At 70.2% G+C, this 19,282-nt stretch carries 15 protein-coding genes; 4 read left to right on the top strand and 11 right to left on the bottom strand.

Going from position 1 to position 19,282, the window contains the following annotated elements; all coding sequences use genetic code 11:
• Window positions 1–238 precede the first annotated feature (238 nt).
• From ABZV34_RS17610 to ABZV34_RS17620, 3 genes are all read right to left on the bottom strand, one after another.
• On the bottom strand, window positions 239–862 hold the full coding sequence (locus ABZV34_RS17610; RefSeq protein WP_356276797.1) for a hypothetical protein: 624 nt from the start codon (window positions 860–862) through the stop codon (window positions 239–241).
• Between the two features lie 68 nt (window positions 863–930).
• Entirely contained in the window at window positions 931–1,632 is a 702-nt protein-coding gene (locus ABZV34_RS17615; protein ID WP_356276800.1) for a ribonuclease HII, read from the bottom strand.
• An 82-nt stretch (window positions 1,633–1,714) separates the two neighbouring features.
• Window positions 1,715–2,338, bottom strand: a complete 624-nt coding sequence (locus ABZV34_RS17620; protein ID WP_356276802.1) for a TetR/AcrR family transcriptional regulator — start codon at window positions 2,336–2,338, stop codon at window positions 1,715–1,717.
• 230 nt (window positions 2,339–2,568) lie between these two features.
• On the opposite strand from ABZV34_RS17620, the gene ABZV34_RS17625 reads away from it, so the two are divergent.
• The gene (locus ABZV34_RS17625; RefSeq protein WP_356276805.1) at window positions 2,569–4,116 is read left to right on the top strand and encodes an MFS transporter; all 1,548 of its coding nucleotides are present in this window, start codon (window positions 2,569–2,571) and stop codon (window positions 4,114–4,116) included.
• A gap of 242 nt (window positions 4,117–4,358) precedes the next feature.
• Here the strand turns inward: ABZV34_RS17625 and ABZV34_RS17630 are convergent, their stop codons facing one another.
• The 3 genes from ABZV34_RS17630 to ABZV34_RS17640 form a co-directional block, all read right to left on the bottom strand.
• Window positions 4,359–5,264, bottom strand: coding sequence for an ADP-ribosylglycohydrolase family protein (locus ABZV34_RS17630; RefSeq protein WP_356276808.1), 906 nt, complete (start codon window positions 5,262–5,264; stop codon window positions 4,359–4,361).
• Window positions 5,254–5,937, bottom strand: coding sequence for a histidine phosphatase family protein (locus ABZV34_RS17635; protein ID WP_153288193.1), 684 nt, complete (start codon window positions 5,935–5,937; stop codon window positions 5,254–5,256). The genes ABZV34_RS17630 and ABZV34_RS17635 overlap by 11 nt, the downstream gene beginning before the upstream one ends.
• Before the next feature lie 105 nt (window positions 5,938–6,042).
• A complete protein-coding gene (locus ABZV34_RS17640; protein WP_356276811.1) occupies window positions 6,043–6,648 on the bottom strand; it encodes a DUF4937 domain-containing protein in 606 nt (201 codons plus the stop codon).
• Window positions 6,649–6,805: 157 nt separating this feature from the next.
• Between ABZV34_RS17640 and ABZV34_RS17645 the strand changes: the two genes are divergently transcribed.
• The gene (locus ABZV34_RS17645; RefSeq protein WP_356276813.1) at window positions 6,806–7,339 is read left to right on the top strand and encodes a TerD family protein; all 534 of its coding nucleotides are present in this window, start codon (window positions 6,806–6,808) and stop codon (window positions 7,337–7,339) included.
• 243 nt (window positions 7,340–7,582) lie between these two features.
• Entirely contained in the window at window positions 7,583–8,617 is a 1,035-nt protein-coding gene (locus ABZV34_RS17650) for a hypothetical protein (protein ID WP_356276816.1), read from the top strand.
• A gap of 279 nt (window positions 8,618–8,896) precedes the next feature.
• Here ABZV34_RS17650 and ABZV34_RS17655 read toward each other — a convergent pair whose 3' ends face one another.
• Both ABZV34_RS17655 and nrdR read right to left on the bottom strand, forming a co-directional pair.
• Entirely contained in the window at window positions 8,897–11,800 is a 2,904-nt protein-coding gene (locus ABZV34_RS17655) for a vitamin B12-dependent ribonucleotide reductase (RefSeq protein ID WP_356276819.1), read from the bottom strand.
• A 150-nt stretch (window positions 11,801–11,950) separates the two neighbouring features.
• A complete protein-coding gene (gene nrdR / locus ABZV34_RS17660; RefSeq protein ID WP_356276822.1) occupies window positions 11,951–12,514 on the bottom strand; it encodes a transcriptional regulator NrdR in 564 nt (187 codons plus the stop codon).
• A 529-nt stretch (window positions 12,515–13,043) separates the two neighbouring features.
• Here nrdR and lexA point away from each other — a divergent pair.
• Entirely contained in the window at window positions 13,044–13,820 is a 777-nt protein-coding gene (gene lexA / locus ABZV34_RS17665) for a transcriptional repressor LexA (protein ID WP_168530554.1), read from the top strand.
• Window positions 13,821–14,140: 320 nt separating this feature from the next.
• Here lexA and ABZV34_RS17670 read toward each other — a convergent pair whose 3' ends face one another.
• The 3 genes from ABZV34_RS17670 to ABZV34_RS17680 form a co-directional block, all read right to left on the bottom strand.
• The gene (locus ABZV34_RS17670; RefSeq protein WP_356276825.1) at window positions 14,141–16,189 is read right to left on the bottom strand and encodes an ATP-dependent DNA helicase; all 2,049 of its coding nucleotides are present in this window, start codon (window positions 16,187–16,189) and stop codon (window positions 14,141–14,143) included.
• Between the two features lie 136 nt (window positions 16,190–16,325).
• Window positions 16,326–18,203, bottom strand: a complete 1,878-nt coding sequence (locus tag ABZV34_RS17675; protein WP_356276828.1) for an IucA/IucC family siderophore biosynthesis protein — start codon at window positions 18,201–18,203, stop codon at window positions 16,326–16,328.
• Between the two features lie 57 nt (window positions 18,204–18,260).
• Window positions 18,261–19,247, bottom strand: a complete 987-nt coding sequence (locus tag ABZV34_RS17680) for a GNAT family N-acetyltransferase (protein WP_356276831.1) — start codon at window positions 19,245–19,247, stop codon at window positions 18,261–18,263.
• Window positions 19,248–19,282: the final 35 nt, after the last annotated feature.

The raw sequence follows: 19,282 nt of genomic DNA on the forward strand, positions 1-19,282 counted from the left end.
GGACACCGGAGGGCCCGCCCACCGCCGGTCCACGACCGACAGGCCGCCTCACCGAGCAGTCCTCCACGGGCGACCCCGCGCGCGGGGTCTCTACCGCGATCGCGCCGCGATCGTGGCGTACCCAGTGATCTGCGGGCACGCCGAAACGATCACCTCGCGTACGTCACCACGCCGACTCACCACGGTGCGGCGGTTCCGAGCGAGCCCCGGACGGCCTGGGACGGCGTCCGGGACTCGTTCAGACTCCGGCGCCCAGAACCGAGTTGATCTGCTGCGGGTCACCGCAGACGATCAGCAGGGCGCCGGCCCGGCCGAGGGCCAGGGGCAGAGCGGTGGCGACAGTGTCGGAACCGCCGTTGACGGCGACCACGACGACGGGACGGGACTTGGCCCGGCCCACGACGGAGGCTTCGGCGTAGAACACGTCGTCGCCCGCGTCGAGCTGCGCCCAGTAGGCGGTTTCGCCGAAGGAGAGCTCGTGCACGGCCCACGGGTGCGGTTGGCCGGTGGTGATCACCAGCACCTCACCGGGGGCACGGCCCGACTCCAACAGCAGGTCGACCGCTTCTTCGGCGGCGTCCAGCGCACCCTCGGCCGAGGCCGGGATCAGCTGGATCTGCGGGGTGGCGGCAGCGGGTGCGGCCGCCGGGACGGAAGACCCCGGCGCGGCCACGACCGGCTCGCGCGGGGTGCGTTGGGCCGGCATCGGCCTGACAGGTCCCGGACGTCCGGGACGCGGCGGAGCCACGGGACGGGGACCGGGTACGGGACGAGGGGTCGGCGCGGTACGGCCACTGGCCGAAGCCGCGCGGGGACCCTGGGCACTCTCGTGAATCTGAGGCTCCTCGGGAATGAGAGGCATGAGCTGATTTTTATCAAACGCCGGTGCGACTCGCGTCGGCGGGTGGCACAGGAGTGCGAGCGGAACCGTCAGAAATCGAAGCCGAGCTGACCCTCGATCTCCGAACCGCTTCCGTCCGCCCAGCCGCGGACCTTCTTGAGGTGCCGCCACTGGGGCAGCGCATCAAGATACGCCCATGTCAGCCGGTGGTACGGGGTGGGGCCCCGCTCCGCCAGTGCGGCCTTGTGCACGGGAGACGGATACCCGGCGTTGGCCGCAAAGGCGAAGTCTGCATGGTCGACACCCAGTTCGGCCATCATTTTGTCGCGCTGAACCTTGGCGATCACCGAGGCCGCCGCGACGGCCACGCAGGACTGGTCACCCTTGATCACCGTGCGGACCCGCCACGGCGACCCGAGGTAGTTGTGCTTCCCATCGAGGATGACCGCGTCGGGCCGGACGGGCAAGGCTTCCAGGGCCCGTACCGCCGCGAGGCGCAGGGCCGCCGTCATCCCCAGTTCGTCGATCTCCTCCGGAGAGGAATGCCCCAGGGCGTACGACGTCACCCACTTCTCCAACTCCACGGCCAAGGCGGTTCGCCGCTTGACGGTGAGGAGCTTGGAGTCGGTGAGACCTTCGGGGGGACGGCGCAGACCCGTGACCGCGGCACAGACGGTGACCGGGCCGGCCCATGCACCGCGGCCCACCTCGTCGACGCCGGCGATGGTCTTCGCTCCGGTCGTGGCGCGGAGGGAGCGCTCGACAGTGTGGGTGGGTGGTTCGTACGGCATGGCACCCTCAGCGTACGCCGCCCGGAGCCCCTCGTGACACCAGGGTTTCCCGCGGCGGCCGGTGCCCCGCCTCCGACCCGGTTCAGGCACCGTCGCGCCGCAGCAGCGGAACCATCAGCTGGTCGATCATCTCCTCCAGATCCCGCTCACTCCATTCGCTCGCGCACACCTTGGAGCGGTACATCATCATCGCCGGAATGGCGTCGAAGACGTAGGGGTTCGCGGCGTCCGGACGCACCTCTCCCCGCTCGATACCCCGGCGGACGATGTCCTGCAGCAGGTGCGTCGTCGGCTCGATGACCCCGCCGAGGATCACGCTGTGGAAGCGTTCGGCCTGCGCCACGTCGCATTCGTGAAGTACTGATCGAAGAGCGAATCCGGGTTGCGAGTACATCGCCTCCCGCACCAGCCGGCACAGCTCCAGCAGGTCCTCCCGGACACTCCCCAGGTCGGGGGCCTCGGCCAGACTCGGCAGCCCGGCCTTCAGCGCGTCCGCGACAAGATCCTCCTTGGAGGGCCACCGGCGGTAGACGGCCGCCTTCCCCGTCTGGGCCCGCGCGGCGACGCCTTCCATGGTGAGGCCGCTCCAGCCGACCGTACTGAGCTGCTCCAGTGCGGCATCGAGGATCGCGCGTTCGAGCACAGCACCGCGTCGGCGCAGTGAGGCCGCCTGAGCGGGGGCGGCCGTCCAACGCGAAGTAACCATCTGCGTGTCTCCGTTGTGCGAGGAGGCGGGGGACTGGGGGTGGGGCCGGAGGCGAGACCCTTTGGGGCGAGGGCCGCTCCGGTCGGGTGCGTTCGGTACCGGCGCGGGCGGCCGAACGACGTCACGCGGCAGCGACTTCAGTGAACGCTTGCGTTCACTGTCGGGGACTCACTACCGTTGACGCGACAGTGAACGCGAGCGTTCACTAACGCACTTGTGGGGGACCCATAGTGACAACCTCTCAGTTGATTCAGGATTCGAAGCCAGGAGCGGCCCGTCGGGAAGGACATCCCGGCCTCGCGCTCGCCGTCATCGCGGCCTGCCAACTCATGGTGGTACTCGACGCGACGATTGTGAACATTGCCCTCCCGCACATTCAAGACGCGCTCAAGTTCAGCACAACCGACCTGACCTGGGTGGTCAGCGCGTACACCCTCACCTTCGGCGGCCTGCTGCTGCTCGGCGGCAGGGCAGGCGACATCCTCGGTCGTCGCCGGGTCTTCATGACCGGCATCCTGCTCTTCACGCTCGCCTCGCTGCTCGGCGGACTCGCCCAGGAACCCTGGCAGTTGCTGGCCGCGCGCGCCCTCCAGGGCGTGGGTGGCGCGATCGCGTCGCCCACCGCGCTGGCGCTCATCACCACGACCTTCCCGGAAGGCCCGGAACGCAACAGGGCCTTCGCCGTCTTCGCCGGGGTCTCCGCGGGCGGTGGCGCGATCGGGCTCCTCGCGGGCGGCATGCTCACCGAGTGGCTCGACTGGCGCTGGGTGCTCTTCGTCAACGTGCCCATCGGCGTGCTGATCGCGGTGCTCGCACCGATGTACATCAACGAGTCGGAACGCCATCCCGGACGGTTCGACATCGCGGGCGCGCTGACCTCGACGGCCGGTATGGCCACCCTCGTGTACGGCTTCATCCGCTCCGCGGCGGAGGGCTGGCGGGACGGTCTCACCATCGGGTCGTTCGTCGCGGCACTGCTCCTGCTGCTGGCCTTCGCCTTCACCGAGACCCGGGCGAAGGAGCCGATCACCCCGCTGAAGATGTTCGCCGACCGCAACCGCTCCGGCACGTACGTGATCATGCTCAGCCTGGCCGCGGCGATGTTCGGGATGTTCTTCTTCATCGTGCTGTTCGTGCAGAACGTCCTGGGATACACCCCGATCCAGGCGGGCCTTGCCTTCCTCCCGGTGACGGCGGCGATCGGTATCGGCGCGGCTCTCTCGCAGCGGTTCCTTCCCGTACTGGGGCCCAAGCCCTTCATGATGGGCGGTTCCGCCCTCGTGGCGGTCGGGCTCGGCTGGCTGACGTTCATGAGCCCCGACAGCACCTACGTCGGCGGAATCCTCGGTCCGATGCTGCTCTTCGCCTTCGGCATGGGACTGAACTTCGTGACGCTGACCGTCACCGCGGTCTCCGGTGTGGCCCAGCACGAGGCGGGCGCGGCCTCCGGACTTCTCAACGTCACGCAGCAGGTGGGTGGTTCGCTCGGTCTCTCCATCCTGACCACGGTCTTCGGCACCGCAAGCCGGGGCGAGGCGAAGAAGCAGGTGCCGAAGTTCCTGACCGGCTCCTCGCCGGAGCAGAAGGCGGAGTTCGCCAAAACGCATCAACTGCCCGCGCCCTGGGGCCACGACGTGCTCGCCCACGGCATCTCGACCGCCTTCGTCCCGGCCGTCGCGATGGCCGTACTGGCCCTGATCACCGCTTCCGTGGTGATCCGCGTCCGCAAGAGCGACCTGGAAGCCCTGGCCGGCACGGCGGGACCGGCCGGAGTCTGACGAGGAGAGCCGCGGAGGCCGGACCCGGCCCGGGGACGACCGGTGCGGTCCGCGGTCAGGCCTTCCGCAGCGCGCGGCACCACGCCGTCACGCATCGCGGCCGGGACACCGTCCCGGCCGCGCATCGCGAACCGGACGGGTCACCGCTCCGAGGAACGTGAGGGACGGACCCAGAGGCCGCAGCGCCGCTCACGTCGCCTTCGCGGACGGCGGAGAGGCCATGGCGACCAGCGGCACCCCGCCTACGCCGCGACGGCCATCCACCGCGGCAGGCTCTCCGTCCGCGTCACCCACTCCCCCGGTGGGGCCCCCGCCTTTCCGGAGGCGACCACTCCGCCGACGATGGCACAGGTCGTGTCCATGTCGCCGCCCACCTGGGCCGTCGCCCAGAAGGCCGCTTCGTAGTCGCCGAGAGTCCGGGCCGCCGACCAGAGCGCGAACGGCACCGTGTCGTGCGCCGTCGTGCGCCGCCCGCAGCCCAGTACGGCTGCGACCGTCGCGGTGTCCCCGTAGTCGAGCATGTCCCGGGCCCTGCGCAGCCCCGCACCCACGGCGCTGCGCGGCACGAGCGCGATGACACCGTCGAGCAGCGCCCTGGGGCTCGGTGGCCCCGCCGGGTCGGCCGCCAGGGCGGCGGCCGCGGCGACGGCCATGGCGCCGACGACGCCCTCGCGGTGCTGGTGGGTGGGGTACGCCGAGATCTCCGCCTGGTGGACCGCCTGCTCGGGGTCGTCCGCGTACCAGGCCCCCAGGGGGGCGATCCGCATGGCCGCGCCGTTGCCCCACGAACCCTGCCCCTTGAAGAGGGCGGAGGCCAGCTGTCGCCAGTCGCCGCCTTCCCGGACCTGTCGCAGCAGCCGGTTGACCGCGGGGCCGTAACCGCGGTCGAAGTCGTGGTGCTCGGCGAAGGAGCGGGCCAGTGCGTCCTGGTCGATGCGGCGGTGCCGGGCCAGGACGGCCACCACGGAGGAGGCCATCTCGGTGTCGTCCGTCCACTGCCAGGGGCCGGGCGGAAGATCGCGGCGCTTGAGCAGCGGGTAGTGCGCGGGCACGAAGAACTGTGAGCCCAGCGCGTCCCCCACCGCGAGTCCACGCAGGCTGGCCAGGGCGCGGCCCATGCGTGCGTCGGGAGAGGTGTCAGCGGTCATCGCCCTGCCACTCTATCCCGCTGACCCCGTACGGCTCCGGATCACGCCAGCGCTCGAAGGGCCGGTCGAGCGTGTACTTGTCGTCGTCGCCGAGGACGAGCATCCGCATCTCCGCGTTCCCCGGATTCGACAGCGCCTCGAACTCGGCCACCGTCCAGTGGAACCAGCGCATGCAGAACAGGCGCATGGCCAGACCGTGGGTCACCAGGAGCACGTTCGGCGGATGGTCGGGCGCCTCGAAGCTGCGGTACAGGCTCTCCAGGAAGCCGCCGACCCGGTCATACACGTCGGCGCCGGACTCACCCTGGGCGAAGCGGTAGAAGAAGTGCCCATAGGCGTCCCGGTACGTCTTCTGAAGGCGTACGTCGTCGCGGTCCTGCCAGTTGCCCCAGTCCTGCTCGCGCAGCCGGGGCTCCTCGCGCACCCGCATGAGCTCGGGGTCGAGGTGAAAGGCACGAAGCGTCTCGTGCGTACGCCGGTACGGGGACACGTACACGCTGACGCGCTCGCGTCCCAGCACCTCGCGCAACCGCTTTCCGGTCTCCTCGGCCTGCTGCCAGCCCTTCTCGGTGAGCGCGAGAGCGTGGTCGGGCTCGCGTTCGTACACGGTGTCATCCGCGTTGCCCGCTGACTCGCCGTGCCGGACAAGGACGATGCGCCGTGGTCTTACCATGCCAAGACCCTAATTCGGGTCATGGCCGATCGAGCACTCGTACGGGCTCCATACGGCACAGATCACACGCGTCCCCCACATCGGGCACCCATGGTCACCACGCCTTCAGACCGTCCAGGCGGGTTCCAGCGCCACTATGTCGCCCGCGAGGGCCGCGACATCGGTATCCGTCTGGGCACGCAGCGTGAGCCGCTCCACGCGCTCGGCGCGGTACTTGCCGTGCTCGGCGGCCGACAGCCACATGGACAGGACCAGGAACTCGTGGCCCGGCGCCTCGCCGAACAGCCCCCGCACCATGCCGGGCGACCCGGCCATCGCAGGGTTCCAGACCTTCTCCTGCATCAGCGCGAAGTGCTCGGCCCGGTCCTCGTGGACACGACAGTGGGCCACTCTCAGCACGTCGGCGTCCGTGAAGCGCGGCTCGAAGCCGGTCTTCACGTCGAACCGGTGATCGAAGAGCTTGACCTGCGCGTCCTTGAAAGTCCCGGACTGAGCGGTGGCGAGCCGATCGTGCGAGCGGGCCATGAAGGAGTCGTAGAAGGCACGGCTCTCCCAGAAGGTGAAGATGTGCGCCACACCGGACCGCCCCCGGCTCCAGCCCCCGCCCTGTCCCCGGAATCCCGGCTCACCCAGAAGCCCCGCCCACTTTCGCTGCCCGCGCTCGAAACCGCGGCGGTCCACCACGGTGCAGCGAATCCACTTGACCAGCACCGCGCCATCGTAAGGCCACGGAGCGTGGCGTCGGTCACACTCCGGCGGAGTGCGCCCGCGCGAGCGCTCCCGCGCGCGTGGCACGATGGACAACCGAACCTGACCGCACAGCAGTTGGGGCAGGAAGTGGATGGAACGCGGGGAGGGGGAGATTCGGATGAACGGTCTCAACAAGGGGATACGCAAGGTCGAGCTCGCGGTGAAATGGGACCCCAGTCCCGTCGGTGAGCCCGCGACCGATCTCGACATCATCGCGGCGACCTACGAAGCCGGCGACGCGTACGGAACTCCCGTCTACGTGGTGCACTTCGACAGCCGCTCGCCGGACGGCACCATCTATCTGAACCGGGACAGCAAGGACGGCAAGGGCTACGGCTGGGACGAGGTCATGACGCTGGAGCTGGACCGCCTCAACAGCCGCTACACGCGTGTGGTGGTCGGCGTCCTGATCCAGCAGCGCTCCGGTCACAAGGCGTTCGTCGGCGTGCTCAACCCCGGTCTGCGCATGCGCGAGGGCTACACCGCCCTGGCGGAGGACAACTTCGGCGGGGTCCTGGGCGCGACGGCCGCGACGGTCGGCGAGTTCGTCCGCGACGACTCCGGGGAGTGGACCTTCCACCCGGGCATCCACGGCTACGACACGACCCCGGCGGAGTTCCCCGCGGTCATGGGCCGTCGGCACGACTCCTGAACCGCACCCCGGGCGCTCCCTGCCCGCGGGGACGTTCCTCCCGCGAGGACCGTCCCTCGCCCGGGAAGTCGGGCTCTCCGCGGGCCCGGAGGACGCCGGAGGGCGGCACAGCCTGCGGTCGCGCCGCCCTTCCGCCGTGGGACCGGCCGGACCTGACGCCCCCTCCGCCCGGCTGCCGGCGGGTGTGTCAGGGCGTGGGGATACAGTCCGCCGGACGTTTGCAGGTGAGGTGAAGGAGTTCAGATGGCGAGGACCACTCCGCCCCGGCCGATCGACGTGGCCGCCGTGTTCCCCGAGCTGGGACCGCTGGCACGGCAGGCCGTCCGCCTGCATCCTCGGCCGGGCCGACCCACCGTCCACGAGAGCTCGGTCGGCGGCCCGCTGCTGTGGCCCGTCGGCGAGGACTGGCCCGCATGCGGTGACGACCACGACCACGGGGACCTGCCGGTGTCGCTGGACGACGTCCGCCGGCACAGGGACCTGCTGGAAGCCGCGTGGCTCCGGCCCCGGTCTTCGCGCGAGGACCTCCTCACGGCGGAGCAGCGGGAGCGCCTCGACAGGTTTGAGGAAGGGCACCCTCCGCACGACGGGCCGAATCCGCTCCTGCCGGTCGCGCAGCTCTATCTGCGCGACGTGCCCGGACTCCCCTGCCCCGAGGGAACCGACGTCCTCCAGGTGCTGTGGTGCCCACTCGATCACGAGGAGGAGGCCATGCCCACGGCCCACCTCGTGTGGCGTAACTCCTCCGACGTCCACGAGGTGCTCGGCGAACCGCCCGCCCCGCTCGACGTCGACCACTACGGCGACTACGTGCCCGAGCCCTGTGTGCTGCATCCCGAGGTCGTCACCGAGTACCCGGCACCCCACGAGCTGCCCGGCGAACTCGCGAGCCGCCTCCACGACTGGGGACGCGACCTGTGGGCCGAGTTGCACCCGGAGGACGAAGGCCACCCCGGCGGCGCCTACTACCAGTACGAGCACAGCGTCGCCCCCGGCTGGAAGGCCGGCGGGTGGGGTCCCTGGAGCTTCCGCGACCCGTGGCCCATGAACTGCGAGACCTGCGGCGCGGAATACCGGCCGCTCCTGACCGTCAGTTCGGGGGAATGGGACGGCGGAAGCGGCAGTTGGATTCCGCTCGAGGACCGCGACCACACCGGTCCTGTCGGGATCCGGCGTCCGCCCGACCCTCCGATGGTCCAGATCGGCCGCGGCTACAACATGCAGATCTACCGCTGCCCCACGTCGTTCGACCACCCGCACCTCGAGAACATGCAGTGAGCCGGCGGTGATCGTCCGGCCTTCTTCGGTGAGCCGGAGGAGGCACCGCTCCTGACGGACGGCTCGACGACGCTCCCGTCAGGGCGCCGGGGCCGTCCCTGACGGATGTCCAGAAGCACGGTGACCACCGGTGACCGGACGGACGCCCTCCGCCAAACAGTGCGGCCCCCGGAGACAGTCTCTCCGGGGGCCGCACCGCTCTCTCACCCGCGCCTCATGCCCCGCGTGTCACGACTGCCCTCGAAACCCCGGGCAGGGACACATGGAGGACGGTCGCGATCAGCTGCAGCCGCTGGTCGAACCGCAGCCCTCGCAGATGTAGCAGGAACCGGCCCGCTGCATCTTCGTACCGCAGGAGAAGCACAGCGGGGCGTCCGCCTGGATGCCCAGCTGCATCTCCACCAGTTCGGCACTGGTGTGAGCCTGCCTCGGGGCGGGCTCGGCCACCGCGACCTCGGCCACGGGGGCGACGACGGCCCTCAGTTCCTGCGCGCGGGGCGCGGACTGCGCGAGGCCCTCGACGTCCATGTCGACATCGTCCATGGACGGCTCGTAGGAACCGGTCTCCAGGTGACGCTGACGCTCGTCCGCCGAGTGGATGCCGAGCGCGGAACGCGTCTCGAACGGCAGGAAGTCCAGCGCCAGACGGCGGAAGATGTAGTCGACGATCGACTGCGCCATCCGCACGTCCGGGTCGTCCGTCATGCCGGCCGGCTCGAAGCGCATGTTGGTGAACTTCGAGACGTACGTCTCCAGGGGCACGCCGTACTGCAGACCCACGGAGACCGCGATCGAGAAGGCGTCCATCATGCCCGCGAGGGTGGAGCCCTGCTTCGACATCTTCAGGAAGACCTCGCCGAGACCGTCGTCCGGGTAGGAGTTGGCGGTCATGTAGCCCTCGGCGCCGCCCACCGTGAAGGAGGTGGTGATGCCGGGACGGCCCTTGGGGAGGCGCTTGCGCACCGGGCGGTACTCGACGACCTTCTCGACCGTCTCACGGATGGTCGCCTCGGCCTTCGCCGTGACGGCGTCGGTCGCGGGCTTGTCCTTGGTCTTGGCGGAGAGGGGCTGGCCGACCTTGCAGTTGTCGCGGTAGATCGCGAGCGCCTTGACGCCCATCTTCCACGCCTCGAAGTAGACCTCTTCGACGTCCTCGACGGTCGCCGTCTCCGGCAGGTTGACCGTCTTGGAGAGCGCGCCGGAGATCCAGGGCTGGATCGCGGCCATCATGCGGACGTGGCCCATCGCGGAGATGGAGCGCTCGCCCATGGCGCAGTCGAAGACCTCGTAGTGCTCGTGCTTGAGGCTCGGGGCGTCGACGACATTGCCGTTCTCGGCGATGTGGGCGACGATCGCCTCGATCTGCTCCTCCTGGTAGCCAAGGCGTCGCAGGGCCTGCGGGACGGTGCCGTTCACGATCTGCATCGAGCCGCCGCCGACGAGCTTCTTGAACTTGACCAGCGCGAGGTCGGGCTCGAGGCCGGTGGTGTCGCAGGACATCGCGAGACCGATGGTGCCGGTCGGGGCGATGACCGAGGCCTGCGCGTTGCGGAAGCCGTTCTTCTCGCCCAGGTGCAGTACGTCCTGCCAGGCCTCCGTGGCGGCGGCCCAGATCGGCGTGTCCAGGTCGTCCGCACGGACGGCCACGGCGTTGGCGTCGGAGTGCTGCTTCATGACCCGCTGGTGCGGCTGCGCGTTGCGGGCGTAGCCGTCGTACGGGCCGACGACCGCGGCGAGCTCGGCGGAGCGGCGGTACGAGGTGCCGGTCATCAGCGAGGTGATGGAGCCGGCCAGGGCGCGGCCGCCGTCGGAGTCGTACGCGTGACCGGTCGCCATCAGGAGGGCGCCGAGGTTGGCGTAGCCGATGCCCAGCTGACGGAAGGCGCGGGTGTTCTCGCCGATCTTCTGGGTCGGGAAGTCCGCGAAGCAGATGGAGATGTCCATCGCGGTGATGACGAGCTCGACCACCTTGGCGAAGCGCTCGACCTCGAAGGACTGGCGGCCCTTGCCGTCGTCCTTCAGGAACTTCATGAGGTTCAGCGACGCGAGGTTGCAGGACGTGTTGTCCAGGTGCATGTACTCGCTGCAGGGGTTCGAGCCGTTGATACGGCCGGACTCCGGGCACGTGTGCCACTGGTTGATCGTGTCGTCGTACTGGATGCCCGGGTCGGCGCAGGCCCAGGCGGCCACGGCCATCTTGCGGAAGAGCGACTTGGCGTCGACCTCCTCGATGACCTCGCCGGTCATGCGCGAGGTGAGGCCGAACTTGCCGCCCTGCTCGACCGCCTTCATGAACGTGTCGTTCACGCGGACCGAGTTGTTGGCGTTCTGGTACTGGACGGACGTGATGTCGTCGCCGCCCAGGTCCATGTCGAAGCCCGCGTCGCGCAGGGCGCGGATCTTCTCCTCTTCCTTGACCTTGGTCTCGATGAAGTCCTCGATGTCGGGGTGGTCGACGTCGAGGATGACCATCTTGGCCGCGCGGCGGGTGGCGCCGCCCGACTTGATCGTTCCCGCGGAGGCGTCGGCGCCGCGCATGAAGGAGACGGGACCGGAGGCGTTGCCGCCCGAGGAGAGGAGCTCCTTCGAGGAGCGGATACGGGAGAGGTTCAGGCCGGCACCGGAGCCGCCCTTGAAGATCATCCCCTCTTCCTTGTACCAGTCGAGGATCGACTCCATGGAGTCGTCGACGGACAGGATGAAACAGGCGGAGACCTGCTGGGGCTGCGGCGTCCCGACGTTGAACCAGACGGGGCTGTTGAAGCTGAAGATCTGGTGCAGGAGCGCGTACGCCAGCTCGTGCTCGAAGATCTCGGCGTCGGCGGGCGAGACGAAGTACTTGTAGTCCTCGCCGGCCTTCCGGTACGTCTTCACGATGCGGTCGATGAGCTGCCTGAGGCTCACCTCGCGCTGCGGGGTGCCCACGGCGCCCCGGAAGTACTTGCTGGTGACGATGTTGACCGCGTTCACCGGCCAGAAACCGGGGAACTCGACGCCACGCTGCTCGAAATTGATCGAGCCGTCGCGCCAGTTGGTCATGACGACGTCACGGCGTTCCCACTCCACCTCGTCGTACGGGTGCACGCCGGGGGTGGTGTGGATACGCTCGATGCGCAGTCCCTTGCTGGCCTTGGTGCCCTTGGCGCGGGAACCTCGTGCCGGACCGCTCGCCGTCTCTGTCATGCCGTCTCCCTGTTTCAGGCTAAAACGCCCTGAAGTGCCACGTTCTTCCCATGGCACATTGTGTGTCCGATGCCGCGCGCGCCGTCCGTACGGCCCCGCGCGGCAGGTCTGTGGTCGCCGCCGGGCGGCCGGGCCGAGCCGGCCTTCCCGTCAGTCGGCGGCGGTGGCGGGCACGGGGACCTGGACGGTCTCTCCGGACCCGCGGTCGCATTCCGGGCGCTCCGTGTCCGCGGCGCCCGCGCTTCCCTCGTTCCCCACGGCGGGGCAGCGCCCCGTCTCCCTGAGTTCCACGATGGCGGCCTCGAAGTCCTCGAGCGAGTCGAACGCCCGGTAGACGGACGCGAACCGCAGATAGGCGACGAGGTCGAGTTCCTGCAACGGGCCGAGTATGGCCAGCCCCACGTCGTGGGTGGTCAGTTCGGCGCTTCCGGTGGCCCGCACCGCCTCTTCGACCCGCTGGCCGAGCTGGGCGAGCGCGTCCTCGGTGACCGGCCGCCCCTGGCACGCCTTGCGCACGCCGTTGATGACCTTGGTACGACTGAAGGGCTCGGTGACGCCGGACCGCTTGACCACCATCAGCGAGCACGTCTCCACGGTCGTGAAACGACGGGAGCAGTCGGGGCACTGGCGGCGCCTGCGGATCGACGTGCCGTCATCGGTCGTACGGCTGTCGACGACGCGGCTGTCGGGGTGCCTGCAGAAGGGGCAGTGCATGGCTCCAACCCTCCTTCACAGCACGGCTCATAGACCCCGCGAGACCTCACGGGCCTCTCGAAGCAGCCCCAAGCATAGGCGATGACCGGGGGCTCGAAGACCCGGGGGACCACAACTTCTGGGCCGCTTCGGCAATCCAACCACTAGATGTGGGGATCGACCCGTAAATTCGCCCAGGGCGCGCGTGTCGCGCACGTAATGGGCATGTGCCGCACGGGCGTACCGATCCCGGACACGCGGAGATACCGTGGTCACGGCGCGGACAGCACGCGGACGGGGGGTCGGTACCCGACGGACGGGGTGCCGGATGGCAGACTGGGCGCGGCCCACATCCGCCGGCACGGTCATCGCCTCGGCGGTGAAGAGTACAGCAAAGAGACCTTTTGTCCGACGGATGCGGCATCAGCCATACACCCAGCCACATGATCGCGTAGGGCAATCCACGTTTTTTCACTCGAACGTGTGTTTGGCGCAACCTTTCGAAAGCAACTACCGTTGTCCAGCAGGGAGACCATCGAGAGGGGCCGACGTGACCACCACCGCAGACAGCGCCACCATCACTGCCCAGGACCGCTCCCAGGGCCGACTCGAGCCGGTGCATGCGATGAACGAAGCCACGAACCATGAGGGGCCCAAGCGTTCCCTGCCGGGCCGACCTCCAGGCATCCGTGCGGACAGCTCGGGACTCACCGACAGGCAACGCCGGGTGATCGAGGTCATCAGGGACTCCGTGCAGCGACGCGGCTACCCGCCGTCGATGCGGGAGATCGGACAGGCGGTAGGCCTCTCCAGTACCTCCTCGGTCGCACACCAGCTGATGGCACTGGAGCGCAAGGGCTTCCTGCGCCGAGACCCGCACCGCCCGCGCGCGTACGAGGTCAGGGGCTCCGACCAGTCCTCGGCACAGCCCACGGACACCGCGGGCAAGCCGGCCGCGTCGTACGTCCCGCTCGTGGGCCGTATCGCCGCCGGTGGCCCGATCCTGGCCGAGGAGTCCGTGGAGGACGTCTTCCCGCTCCCCCGGCAGCTGGTGGGTGACGGTGAGCTGTTCGTCCTCAAGGTCGTCGGTGACTCGATGATCGAGGCGGCCATCTGCGACGGTGACTGGGTGACGGTCCGCCGCCAGCCCGTCGCGGAGAACGGCGACATCGTGGCCGCGATGCTGGACGGCGAAGCCACCGTGAAGCGGTTCAAGCGCGAGGACGGCCATGTGTGGCTGCTCCCGCACAACTCCGCCTACCAGCCGATCCCCGGCGACGAGGCGACCATCCTGGGCAAGGTGGTGGCCGTACTGCGGCGAGTGTGACCGCGCGCGCCGGACGGCACCGTCCGGCGCGCCCCTGACCGGGCCCCGGGACCAACTGCGCCGGTTCCGGGGCCCTGCACGTTCTGCCGCGCGGTCGCCCCGCGGCGCTGAGTTCGGTCCGGGCCGCCCAGCATCCGGGCGTTCCACACCCGGGTCCCGGCCTCTCGGTGTCCCCCACCAGCGTCCCTCACCGGCGTCCACCGAGACTGATCATCGGGGTACCTGACGCCCTCGGCTCCGCACTCGACGGACAGGCCCCGCGGGCCGACCCGAGACGCGATGCGCGACGCGCTAAGGACCGGCCCCCCGGCAGACAGCCGCTACGCCTCGTCGGCCGCCTCGCTCGCCTCCGCCGTCGCCCCCTCAGGCCCGGTCCCGGTTTCCTCCGCGGTCCGGGTTTCCTCCGCCTTCCGTGCCGTCTCGTCGATCGCCGCGAGCGACCTGCGGACCTGATGACGATCCGTCGTGTACCAGAAGTCGGGCAGCGAGGCCTTGAGATAGCTGCCGTAGCGAGCCGTGGCCAGGCGCTGGTCCAGCACCGCCACGACACCACGGTCCCCCGTGGCACGTACGAGACGGCCGGCGCCCTGCGCCATCAGCAGCGCCGCGTGCGTGGCGGCGACGGCCATGAAGCCGTTGCCGCCCTTGTCCTCGACGGCCTTCTGGCGGGCGCTCATCAGAGGGTCGTCGGGGCGCGGGAACGGGATCTTGTCCATGACGACCAGCTGACAGCTGGGACCGGGGACGTCCACGCCCTGCCAGAGCGAGAGCGTGCCGAACAGACAGGTCTCCGGGTCCGCCGCGAAGTTCTTGATCAGCTCGCCGAGCGTCTCCTCGCCCTGCAGCAGGATGGGGTACTCGGGGATGCGCGTGCGCAGCTCCTCCGCCGCGAGCTGGGCGGCCCGCATCGAGGAGAACAGGCCCAGCGTGCGGCCCCCGGCGGACTGGATCAGCTCGGTGAGCTCGTCCAGCATGTCGCCGCGGTCGCCGTCGCGCGCGGGGCGGGCCAGGTGCCTGGCCACGTACAGAATGCCCTGCCGGGGGTAGTCGAAGGGCGAGCCGACGTCGACGCCCTTCCACTGCGGGAGGTCGTCGCCCTCGGTGCCCTCGGGGGCGAGGCCCAGCGACGCCCCCACTCCGTTGAAGTCCCCGCCGAGCTTCAGGGTGGCCGACGTCAGGACGACCGACCGGTCCGAGAAGAGCTTCTCCCTGAGGAGACCGGACACCGACATGGGGGCCACCCGCAGCGACGCGCCGAAGCGGTCGTGGCGCTCGTACCAGACGACGTCCCATTCGGAGCCGTTGGTGATCCGCTCCGCCACGTCGTGGACCGACTCCACCGCGGCGAGGGCCTGCTTGCGGACCGCGTCCTCGTCCTGGACGGACTTGTCGCGGGTGGAGCCGATCGCCGAGATCACCGTGCGCGCGGCGTCACGCAGGGCCATCAGCGCGTAGCCGAGATCCTCCGGGATCTCCTCCAGACGTCCGGGAAGCGCCAGCTCCATCAGCCGCTCGAAGCCCTCGGCGGCGGTCTGCAGCTGGTCGGCCGCCTTCTCGTTGACGAGCCTCGCGGCGCGTCGGACGGCACGGTTGACCTGGCCGGGGGTGAGCTCGCCGGTCGCGACGCCGGTGACCCGGGAGACCAGCTCATGGGCCTCGTCGACGATCAGCACCTCGTGCTGCGGGAGGACCGGCGCGCCCTCGATGGCGTCGATCGCCAGCAGCGCGTGGTTGGTGACGACGACCTCGGCGAGCTTGGCGCGCTCACGGGCCATCTCGGCGAAGCACTCCGCTCCGTAGGCGCATTTGCTCGCGCCCAGGCACTCCCGGGACGACACGGACACCTGGCTCCAGGCGCGGTCGGAGACGCCCGGCGTGAGGTTGTCACGGTCACCGGTCTCGGTCTCGTCCGACCAGTCCCGCAGACGCAGCAGGTCCTGGCCCAGCTTGCTGGTGGGCGCGGCGGCCTCGAACTGGTCGAAGAGGCCCTCTTCCTCCTCCTGTGGCACACCCTCGTGCAGCCGGTGCAGGCACAGATAGTTCGACCGGCCCTTGAGCATCGCGAACTCGGGGCGGCGGCGCAGCAGGGGATGCAGCGCGTCGACGGTCCGTGGAAGATCACGCTCCACGAGCTGTCGCTGGAGCGCCAGGGTGGCGGTCGCCACGACGACGCGCTCCCCGTGGGCGAGCGCGGGCACCAGATAGCCGAGCGACTTTCCGGTGCCGGTGCCCGCCTGCACCAGCAGGTGGGAGCTGTCGTCGATGGCACCCGCGACGGCTTCGGCCATGGTCACCTGGCCGGGGCGCTCCGTGCCGCCGACGGCGGTGACGGCGGCGTGCAGGAGTTCGGGGAGTGAGGGCTCTGTCATAGCGCTGCCAGCCTACGGGGCTCCACTGACAACCGGGCGATCACGGCCGGGACGACGGACGCGATCAGGACGGTCGCGGGAAGGGTCGGGGGGACGGGTGCGGGGCAGGTCGGGGGGACGGGTGCGGGGCGGGTGATCACGACGTGTGGAGGGGGTTCGGCACGGTGCCGTGCACGGCGGCGTGCGGGCGCTCGGGGCGGTCGCGGTAGCCGTCGAGATGCAGCCGGTTGCGGTTCAGGCACAGCCGCTCGATACGCGGGGTGAGCAGGTCGAACGTCTCGTGGCGTTCCTTGAGCTCCGGGAAGCGGGTCTGGTGGCGGACGACCTCGGCGCGGACGAGTGACCAGAACTCGCTCTCCGGAACACCCAGTTGTTCCTCGCAGAGCGGCGCGAGATAGCGGAAGACCCCGACGAAGAGCCCGGAGTGGATGAACTGGGTCAGGAAGGCCGGCGGCTCGGTCAGCAGCACCTCGCGCACCTCGTCCGGCATGGAGGAGTGTTCGGGCAGTGGATCCGCGCTCACGTTGATGTCGTCGACGAAGTCCTTCACGGCGAGTCGGACCGGTACGTCGTGGTCGTCGAAGACGACGATCGCGTTCTCTCCGTGCGGGCTGAACACCGTGCCGTACCGGTAGAGGAAGTGCAGGAGCGGTGGCAGGAGCGCGGCGAAGAGGCGGCGCAGCCAGGCCCTGGGCGCGAGACCCGAGCGGGCGACCAGTTCCGCCGTGAAGGCGCGGCCCTGGGGGTCGGTGTGCAGGAGGGCGGCCAGGGTACGGGCACGCTCGCCGGGTGCGAGGTGCCGCGAGACCGGCTCGCGCCAGATCGCGCCGAGCAGTTCCCGGTACTGGTAGGGCACTTCGGGAAGTCCGTCGTACACGGGGTGGTGGACGGTGACCGAGGCGACCTCGCCGAGCAGGATCACTCCGCAGGTGTCGCGCAGGAACGGATCGGCGTCCCGCAGGGTCCGCATCCAGGCGGTGACGGCGGGGGCGGCGAGCGTGCGTTTCGTGGGGAGGCCCCGCCACACCAGCGTGTTGAGGACGGACAGCGGAAGCTTCACCGTGTGCCGGTCCGGGCGCGAGACGTTGAGGAAGGTGCGGATCGACTGCTGGGGCAGGCGCAGATCACCGTCGGAGGGCAGGGGCACGATCGCTCCCGCGGCGACATGCCGCGCGAACAGCGGCAGCACGACGTCGTCCCACTGCCACGGGTGCACGGGCAGGTAGAGGTACGACTCCGGTGCGAGCCCGCGGGTGCGGAGGACCTCGTCGAAGGCCTCGCGGGTGGCGGGGGCCAGTTCGCGCGCGTAGAGCTGTTCGGCGGTGTCGAGGCCGCCGACGCCTCGGTAGGTGGCCAGTGTCGTGTGCACCGCGATCCAGGGAAGGGGCGTGGCCCGGCGGGCCTCGGGGGCCCAGGCGGCGGCGTCCCGCGCGGAGAAGCCGAGGCGGCCCTTGTTGAGCACGATCCACGGATGGCCGGTCTGATGGCCTTCCAGCTCGGCGTACCCGAGGTCGGCTAATTCGGCGGCCGTACGGGCGTCACGGTCGAGGCGCACGTCCGCGGCGAGCGTCGTGCTGAGCTCGCGCAGGGCGTGGCCGAGCGTCGCGCCGTCCAGTTCCAGCGTGCCGCGGGCCCGGGTGAGGAAGCCGAGCGGGTCGGTGAACGGACACGGTTCCTTTCCCTCTTCGGTGAGGGTGAGCGAGGCGGGGTCGACGCGCCAGCTGTCGTACGAGAGGCGGCGGGCGCGGAAGGAGAGGCTGTCGCCTGCGTCGAGCCGGAGGGTGTAGGGGCGAAGGGCGTCGGCATGGGGAGCGTCGTGGTGCGGGGCGTCGGGATGCGCCGACGGACGCGGGTGACCCTGTTCCGGCCGGACGATCTCCTCGTGCGCGAACTCCCCGATCATCTTCGCGAGCAGTCGGCGGCCGGCCTGCTCCCAGCGGTCCTCGCGCAGCTCGGGCGGGTCGTACAGGGGGGACAGTCCTTCGGAGGCCGGGCTTGCGGACGGATTCGGCACGGGGACTCCTCGACGGGGAACCGGGACGGGACGAGCGGAGTACGGAGAGTGACGGATCTACATCAGGTCGCGCAGGGCCCGGTCGCGCATCATGAGTGCCGCCCTCTTGCCCGGCAGTTCGACCTCGGCGGAGAACCGGAAACCCCCGCTCAGGAAGGCGGAGACGGAGGGGATGTTGCGCAGATCGGGCTCGGCCACGACCCGTGCGCAGGCGGGACGCCGGTCGAGTACGAGATCGGCGACGGCTCTGAGCAGGGCCGAGCCGAGACCGTGCCCGCGGTGGGCGACTCCGCCGATGAGCAGATGGATTCCCGTGTCGTGCGGGCGGGCCGGGTAGTGGCGGGCGAGTTGGTCGAGGTCCGCGCGGTAGATCTCCCAGTAGCTCATGGGGGTGTCTTCCAGCAGGCCGATGCAAGGCACGCTGCGTCCGTCGCCGTCGAGCTGTCGGTTCAGATGCTCCTCGGTCACCGACTCGGGTCCCGCGAGCTCCCAGAAGGCCGAGACGGCGGGGTCGTTCATCCACCGGGTGACGAGTCGGAGATCGCGTTCCACCCGTACCGGAACCAGCTGGAAGGTGCCCACGGGGGTGGCCGTCGGACCCCAGTCGCCGATGCCGCCGAGCAGGTCGTCACGGGCTGGACCGACGGGAGCGGAGCAGGCGGCGCCCGCGCCGCGGTGGTCTCCGGCGTCGCCCGCACGGTCCTCGCCCGTACGGTCCTCACCGGGCCGGGATCCGCCGACCGCGCCGGCGTGCGCACCGGCCACTCCGGATCGACCGCCTCCCCCGGATTCCCCGGCTGGCCCGGCTGAACCGACCGGCCGTGCCGACCCTGCCGACGCGACCGACCCTGCCGAGCTGATCGGCTCGACCGACCCGCCGGGCTCGACCGGCCCGGGTGTGCCGGCGAACAGGGCGATCAGCTCGTCGGGCAGGCGCAGGTCGAGAGTGTCCTCGCAGTCCGTGCCCGGCCCGGGGTACGGGTCCGCGCCGGAATCGGTGTCGGGGGCGGTACCGGCGTCGGTGCTCGCATCGGTGGGAGGCACGGCGACGCTCCTCTCAGGAGACGGGGTGGGTCGAG

The organism is Streptomyces sp. NPDC005195 (genome assembly GCF_040608315.1).
Taxonomy (GTDB): Bacteria; Actinomycetota; Actinomycetes; order Streptomycetales; family Streptomycetaceae; genus Streptomyces; species Streptomyces kaempferi.

What these genes read in the sequence shown, in the direction of transcription:
- ABZV34_RS17610 (WP_356276797.1), bottom strand. Translation starts at nt 862, where the DNA reads ATGCCTCTCATTCCCGAGGAGCCTCAGATTCACGAGAGTGCCCAGGGT.
- ABZV34_RS17615 (WP_356276800.1), bottom strand. Translation starts at nt 1,632, where the DNA reads ATGCCGTACGAACCACCCACCCACACTGTCGAGCGCTCCCTCCGCGCC.
- ABZV34_RS17620 (WP_356276802.1), bottom strand. Translation starts at nt 2,338, where the DNA reads ATGGTTACTTCGCGTTGGACGGCCGCCCCCGCTCAGGCGGCCTCACTG.
- ABZV34_RS17630 (WP_356276808.1), bottom strand. Translation starts at nt 5,264, where the DNA reads ATGACCGCTGACACCTCTCCCGACGCACGCATGGGCCGCGCCCTGGCC.
- ABZV34_RS17635 (WP_153288193.1), bottom strand. Translation starts at nt 5,937, where the DNA reads ATGGTAAGACCACGGCGCATCGTCCTTGTCCGGCACGGCGAGTCAGCG.
- ABZV34_RS17645 (WP_356276813.1), top strand. Translation starts at nt 6,806, where the DNA reads ATGAACGGTCTCAACAAGGGGATACGCAAGGTCGAGCTCGCGGTGAAA.
- ABZV34_RS17650 (WP_356276816.1), top strand. Translation starts at nt 7,583, where the DNA reads ATGGCGAGGACCACTCCGCCCCGGCCGATCGACGTGGCCGCCGTGTTC.
- ABZV34_RS17655 (WP_356276819.1), bottom strand. Translation starts at nt 11,800, where the DNA reads ATGACAGAGACGGCGAGCGGTCCGGCACGAGGTTCCCGCGCCAAGGGC.
- nrdR (WP_356276822.1), bottom strand. Translation starts at nt 12,514, where the DNA reads ATGCACTGCCCCTTCTGCAGGCACCCCGACAGCCGCGTCGTCGACAGC.
- ABZV34_RS17670 (WP_356276825.1), bottom strand. Translation starts at nt 16,189, where the DNA reads ATGACAGAGCCCTCACTCCCCGAACTCCTGCACGCCGCCGTCACCGCC.